This is a genomic window from Candidatus Borrarchaeum sp. (genome assembly GCF_019058535.1).
Classification (GTDB): domain Archaea; phylum Asgardarchaeota; class Sifarchaeia; order Borrarchaeales; family Borrarchaeaceae; genus Borrarchaeum; species Borrarchaeum weybense.
The window spans coordinates 1-5,276 of sequence record NZ_JAHPYX010000235.1; the positions used below are offsets into that span (position 1 = coordinate 1).

Annotated in this window: 7 protein-coding genes; 2 read left to right on the plus strand and 5 right to left on the minus strand. The window is 35.1% G+C overall.

The window, feature by feature from the left end; genetic code table 11:
• From QVB70_RS14455 to QVB70_RS14465, 3 genes are all read right to left on the minus strand, one after another.
• The coding region (locus tag QVB70_RS14455) for an FAD-dependent oxidoreductase (RefSeq protein ID WP_287587650.1) at positions 1–651 on the minus strand (651 nt) is incomplete at its 3' end.
• A 70-nt stretch (positions 652–721) separates the two neighbouring features.
• Complete coding sequence (locus tag QVB70_RS14460; protein ID WP_287587651.1) at positions 722–1,216, minus strand: hypothetical protein; 495 nt, start codon at positions 1,214–1,216, stop codon at positions 722–724.
• A 130-nt stretch (positions 1,217–1,346) separates the two neighbouring features.
• The gene (locus QVB70_RS14465; protein ID WP_287587652.1) at positions 1,347–2,093 is read right to left on the minus strand and encodes a HisA/HisF-related TIM barrel protein; all 747 of its coding nucleotides are present in this window, start codon (positions 2,091–2,093) and stop codon (positions 1,347–1,349) included.
• A gap of 185 nt (positions 2,094–2,278) precedes the next feature.
• Between QVB70_RS14465 and QVB70_RS14470 the strand changes: the two genes are divergently transcribed.
• Both QVB70_RS14470 and QVB70_RS14475 read left to right on the plus strand, forming a co-directional pair.
• The gene (locus QVB70_RS14470) at positions 2,279–2,449 is read left to right on the plus strand and encodes a hypothetical protein (protein ID WP_287587654.1); all 171 of its coding nucleotides are present in this window, start codon (positions 2,279–2,281) and stop codon (positions 2,447–2,449) included.
• Between the two features lie 238 nt (positions 2,450–2,687).
• Positions 2,688–3,839 (plus strand): ATP-grasp domain-containing protein, encoded by a 1,152-nt coding sequence (locus QVB70_RS14475; RefSeq protein WP_287587656.1) that lies wholly within the window; start codon positions 2,688–2,690, stop codon positions 3,837–3,839.
• An 83-nt stretch (positions 3,840–3,922) separates the two neighbouring features.
• Here QVB70_RS14475 and QVB70_RS14480 read toward each other — a convergent pair whose 3' ends face one another.
• Both QVB70_RS14480 and QVB70_RS14485 read right to left on the minus strand, forming a co-directional pair.
• Entirely contained in the window at positions 3,923–4,360 is a 438-nt protein-coding gene (locus QVB70_RS14480; protein WP_287587659.1) for a GDP-mannose 4,6-dehydratase, read from the minus strand.
• The gene (locus QVB70_RS14485) at positions 4,360–4,899 is read right to left on the minus strand and encodes an NAD-dependent epimerase/dehydratase family protein (RefSeq protein ID WP_287587661.1); all 540 of its coding nucleotides are present in this window, start codon (positions 4,897–4,899) and stop codon (positions 4,360–4,362) included. The genes QVB70_RS14480 and QVB70_RS14485 overlap by 1 nt, the downstream gene beginning before the upstream one ends.
• Positions 4,900–5,276 lie beyond the last annotated feature (377 nt).

Genomic DNA, 5,276 nt, shown 5'->3' on the forward strand with positions numbered 1-5,276 from the left:
ACCATCGCCTGTATTTATAAGCGCATTAGTTGACTTATTATAAACTCGTCCATATCCACCAGTTGCAAGAATGACAGTCTCTAATTCGGACCTGAATATAACAAGTTCTCCCGAGTTTAGATCCAAAGCGATTAGCCCTGCAACACTTTCACCAACAGTAATAAGATCGATGACGAAATACTCGTCGAAGAATTTCACACCTCGTCGAGTACCTTGCTCATAAAGAGTATGTAATAATGCATGACCAGTACGATCTCCAGCATAACACGTTCTTGGAAATCCAGCGCCACCAAACGGTCTTTGTGCAATAAGACCTGATTCTAAACGCGAAAATGGCGTCCCCATACTTTCTAATTCAATTACTACTTTAGGAGCTTCCTCACAAAGTAACATAGCCGCATCTTGATCTGCAATGTAATCTGACCCATACACTGTGTCATAGGCATGCCGTTTCGGCGTGTCGTCTTTACCCGCCTCGGTATTTTTTAAAGCAGCGTTAATTCCTCCTTGAGCAGCACCAGAATGACTTCTCACTGGATAGACTTTGCTGATAACTGCAACATTCCATCCTCCTTCCGAAAGTCCTAGCCCTACTCTCAGACCACTCAACCCTGCCCCCACAACTAACGCATCAAATTCTTCTATTCTCAATAAATAACCCCCTAAATGAAAATCTTTTAGGTTTATAGTCAAAGATCGATTCTTATGGCAATTTAATATGTTAAATTTCTTCAGGATATGCAATCTTTCCAAGGATTTTATCAAAATTGAAATACAGTACATTAGCTTCTGGCAAATGTTCTTTAAAGAATGATAAATCGTCTCTTGAAATAGCTAAAAACATGAACACGGATTTTGTATGTTCTTTAATCTGCTGATTCATTCTTGTTAAAGCCACAGAAACAGTCTGTCTCACTTCGTCAGATGGAATAGAAAAATCATCAACACAATAAATTAGGTTATTTTCCATTGCTTCTATTTCTGCATTAATCGTCTCAAGAAGTGTTCTTGCTTTTTCGTGACGAAATATGATTTCTTCATACACCATATTTGGATATAATTTTGACAATATTTTCTTATAGAACCCCTCAAGATTGTTTTTTAGCCAGTGGGTTCTACCAGATCCATACGCACCACACAATAAATATGTGCGAGACATACCCTTCTCAAGAGCGTTTAAAAATTCCATTTCAAATTCATGAATTTGATATTCCATTAGACTCCCTCACAAAAATCAGTAAACTATATTTATCTAGGTTTCAGTTTAAAACATTTTTTGTATAGGAAAATCAGCAAAGAACCCATATTGTTGAAAGGATGAATTTAAGGCCTAATGAAGGAATAAACTAACTTTTCTTGTCCCCATTAACTGTCAATAAATCATTACGGGTGATATTTCCGTTATGAAGAGCTGTAGCAATTAAGACTCCTGCAAACCCATTTTCTTCCAAGAAATGAATATCGTCGATGTAACGGATTCCTCCACCCGTGATAACAGAAATATCTACATTATCAACGATTTCTTTTGCAATAGTAATGTTTGGTCCTCTCTCACTTCCCACTTTAGAAAGATCTAAGACAATACACTCTTGTATGCCCAACTCTAAGCCATATTCTGCAATTGATCTTGGATTTAACTGTATAATTTCTTTTGAACTAGCTAGAATTTTGTTATCCATTGTATCGATGCTCAAAATGAGTTTGCTTCCGTTAACTTGGTCTACTATTATTTCTAATTCGCTAAGTCCAGACAGCGTCTCAGTCGCAATAATAATATGGTCAATATTTGTAGATATAACATTCAAGATATCATCCATTGAACGTATACCACAGTCAAGCATAAGATTAAGGAGCGTATTTTGCTTTATCTTGAGAATTTCTTTAAGATTTGAGTAATCGTGATGTGAAATAGCATCAAGATCAGCAATATACAGCTCTTTTAATTGAAGTTTATCTTCAAACGCGTAAGCTACAGTTAAAGGGTCTGCGGAATGACATAAAACGCTCTTAATTGGCTTATACTTTTTCCGTTCACCCATTTGTCCATGAACCACGATACCCTTCATCAAATCAATTACTGGAATTATACGCATTTCGTTCCCTCTAAACGAGAAATCTGATTAATTGATTAAATTTGAAGCAAACTCTAATCTAAATACTTATGGATTGCTTAGCTAAAATCTTGTTTGATTTTTATTGACAAAAAATTTTAAATAAGTGCGTTACGTTACTCACCCAGATAAGCAGTCTCGATGAAAAAGTTGTCAGAGGGATAGTTTTGGAGATCGAACACAAAATAGAGGATTGTAGTCTAGAGGAGTTAGATGAAAAAATAGACGAAAAGATCAAAGAAGAGATTAAAGGGTTTATTTTTAATGGCAAGATTGAGATCAAAAAAGGAAATGATAGTTACATTGTAATTATTGGTTATGATCCAGTTGAGAAATAAATTAATTGAAAACCTATTTTTTTAGAGTATTAGACAACTATATTTAACATATCTTCTAGTATTAACAAAATCATCGAAGTTGTCATCACGAGCACAATTTCAGTGATATTTTTTGTATATTAGTTTTTAGTATTGTGAAGAAGGTGACTTTACGAACATTCTAGTTGTTGAATACATCTCATCAGGCGGTTTTGTTGACACAGATATACCTAGCATACTTTTTCCAGAAGGATTCGGGATGCTTAATTCTGTAACTCGCGATCTTAAGCATTGTGGGCATAATGTGATTATTCCATTGGATTTCAGAATAGATAACTATCGGTCGTTTCTCAATGTAGATGAGGTCAAAATAGTTACCCAAGAAAGGTCGCTCCATTATACACTGGAGACATTAGATCCTGATGCGATATTGATTATCGCCCCTGAAGTTTCTCATATTTTATACAACTTAAGAAAACTTGCTGAACAACTAGAAATACCTTTATTAGATTCATCCTCAAAGGCAACTAAGATTGCATCAAATAAGGTTCAAACGGAAGATATACTGAAAAAGAGAGGAATTTCAGTACCAGAGACCGTAATTTGTGAAATATCAGATGATTTAGAGTACATCAAAGAGAGTTTGGAAGAGATTGGCTATCCTTTGATATTCAAGCCTATTGATGGTGTTGGATGCGGTGGTTTAAGTCTAGTAATGCAAGAAAAACAAATATCTAAAGCAATTCTTGATATACAGCTAAATTCGACACAAAATCGATTCATTGTGCAGAAATATATAGAAGGCACTCCTGCAAGCATAAATTGCATTTCTAATGGAAAGTATGCATTACCCGTCAGTTTCAATGCACAATTTATTACGTTTAACTCTTTTAATGGAAAATCAGAGTATGAAGGAGGCTTCACTCCTTTTCATCATGAGTTAGAGGAAAAGGCCAAGAAAGTTGTTATGCGCTTTCCAGACTATTTTCCTGGTTTATTGGGGTATTTTGGTGTAGATCTAATCTTTACAAAGGATGAAGTAGTCTTTATTGAAATTAATCCACGTATTACGACTTCATATATAGGTGCAAAAGCAGCAATTCAAGAAAACATAATGAATCTTGTGATAAAAGCCGTATTTTTAGAGCAACTTCCTAAGGAGATTGTTCCTGAACAATTTGCTTTTTTTAAGAGGATATCATTAAATCCAGATGGTGTCACTTTAATTCCTTTAGAGTTCTTTCAAAAACCAGAAATCATAGCCCCCCCTTATTACGATTTAGGCAGGCAAGAAGAGGCATCATTCTTTGTGAATGTGATCGGTGGATCTTTAAAGTCATGTAAATCTCAATTTCTAGCTCTAGAGCGAGATATTCACAGTAAGGTAAATTCTGCCACGACTATAGACTAATCATTATTAAGTAAGCTACATGAGATAGAAAAAGTTTTTAATGATTTTTTGAGATACAACCATTAAAACCATTTCAAGGGATACTAGCTGCCATAGATTTCCATAAACCACTTTACAGTATCTTTCATGGCCTCTTCAAAGGGCATTGGTTTCCAACCTAACTGCTTTTCAGCTTTTGATGAATCTACTACGAATCCACCGTCCGCCAGAAAACGAGCTGCAACTCTGTCAATAAATGGTTTCTTACCTGTAAATGCCGCCTTTATTTCTTGGAGAACGGCATAAGTTTTCAACATCATTTTTCCAGAAGTTCTTTTAGGTTTCGGAATTCCTGTGAGCTTTTCTAGCATGTCGAACATTTCTCCTATCGTCTTGACATATGCTCCAAAGAGATACGACTCCTTTGGTTGCCCTTTCTCGATTGCAAGTTTTATACCATCTACTACATCTTTTACATGAACAAACGTGAATTTTTTATCCGGCATTGGAATGGCGGGCATATCTCCTTTTATGTAATTCATTATAAATTGACCAGTAAATTTAGTATCTCCTGGGCTATTACTCCACAAGGCATAACTGTAATTGTATCTAATCCCTCAGCACAACATTGCTGCCAAAGTTTATGTGCTAAATGCTTTGTTTCTTCGTAATATGAAAGAAACTTACCAGGATGTTCAGAAGTTTCTGTCATTACCTTATCTTGATGACCTAATGCTTCTTCAGTGCTACAATAAACAGATTTTGGTACTTCAAGTTCTTGTAAAAGATCGAAAACGTTTTGGGTGCCAACTACATTTGCGTTATACATCTGTTTTTCATCAACTTTGCCAATTTCGTACATTGCTGCAAAATGCATAACCATGTCTACATCTTTCATGGCGTTACGCATCGATTCTATGTCTGTTACCGAACCTTCAATCATATCTATACCAAGCTCTACTAATCTTTTAATATCACTTGTTGGGCGAATTAAGCAAGTAAGATTATGTCCATCTTTCATTAATTGTTCAACTAAATAACTTCCAATAAAGCCTGTCCCTCCAGTTAGAAAAATATCCATGTAAGACCTCCTAAGAATAAAATGCAGCTTTTCATTATATCTATTTGAATCTATAAATATGCATATTCTACAGAATAAACTGCTGGCAAAATAATAGAACTCTATTAAGAAAAACTATCGATGATGGAGAATTTGAAGCCTTGGAAAAAATGAAGGAGTTACTAGAGCAAAGATTGAAAGAAAAACGAAAGAAAGAAAGAAAGTGGATAATTAGTATTGTGTCCATCTTGTTTTCTAGAGTAAGCTTGGAATAATTGAAAGAGATGTACCGACAAAGACTAAAAGGATAAATTGAGCAATAGCTAGAATTCCAAGGATTGTACTAATAACGGGATTTCCTAATACCAGGCTAATAAGTTTTAGAGTGTCTTCAAGCC

Bases quoted from the DNA above. Each gene is read 5' to 3' on its own strand.
- QVB70_RS14465 (WP_287587652.1), bottom strand. From the start codon at position 2,093: ATGCGTATAATTCCAGTAATTGATTTGATGAAGGGTATCGTGGTTCAT.
- QVB70_RS14475 (WP_287587656.1), top strand. From the start codon at position 2,688: ATGCTTAATTCTGTAACTCGCGATCTTAAGCATTGTGGGCATAATGTG.
- QVB70_RS14480 (WP_287587659.1), bottom strand. From the start codon at position 4,360: ATGAATTACATAAAAGGAGATATGCCCGCCATTCCAATGCCGGATAAA.
- QVB70_RS14485 (WP_287587661.1), bottom strand. From the start codon at position 4,899: ATGGATATTTTTCTAACTGGAGGGACAGGCTTTATTGGAAGTTATTTA.
- QVB70_RS14460 (WP_287587651.1), bottom strand. From the start codon at position 1,216: ATGGAATATCAAATTCATGAATTTGAAATGGAATTTTTAAACGCTCTT.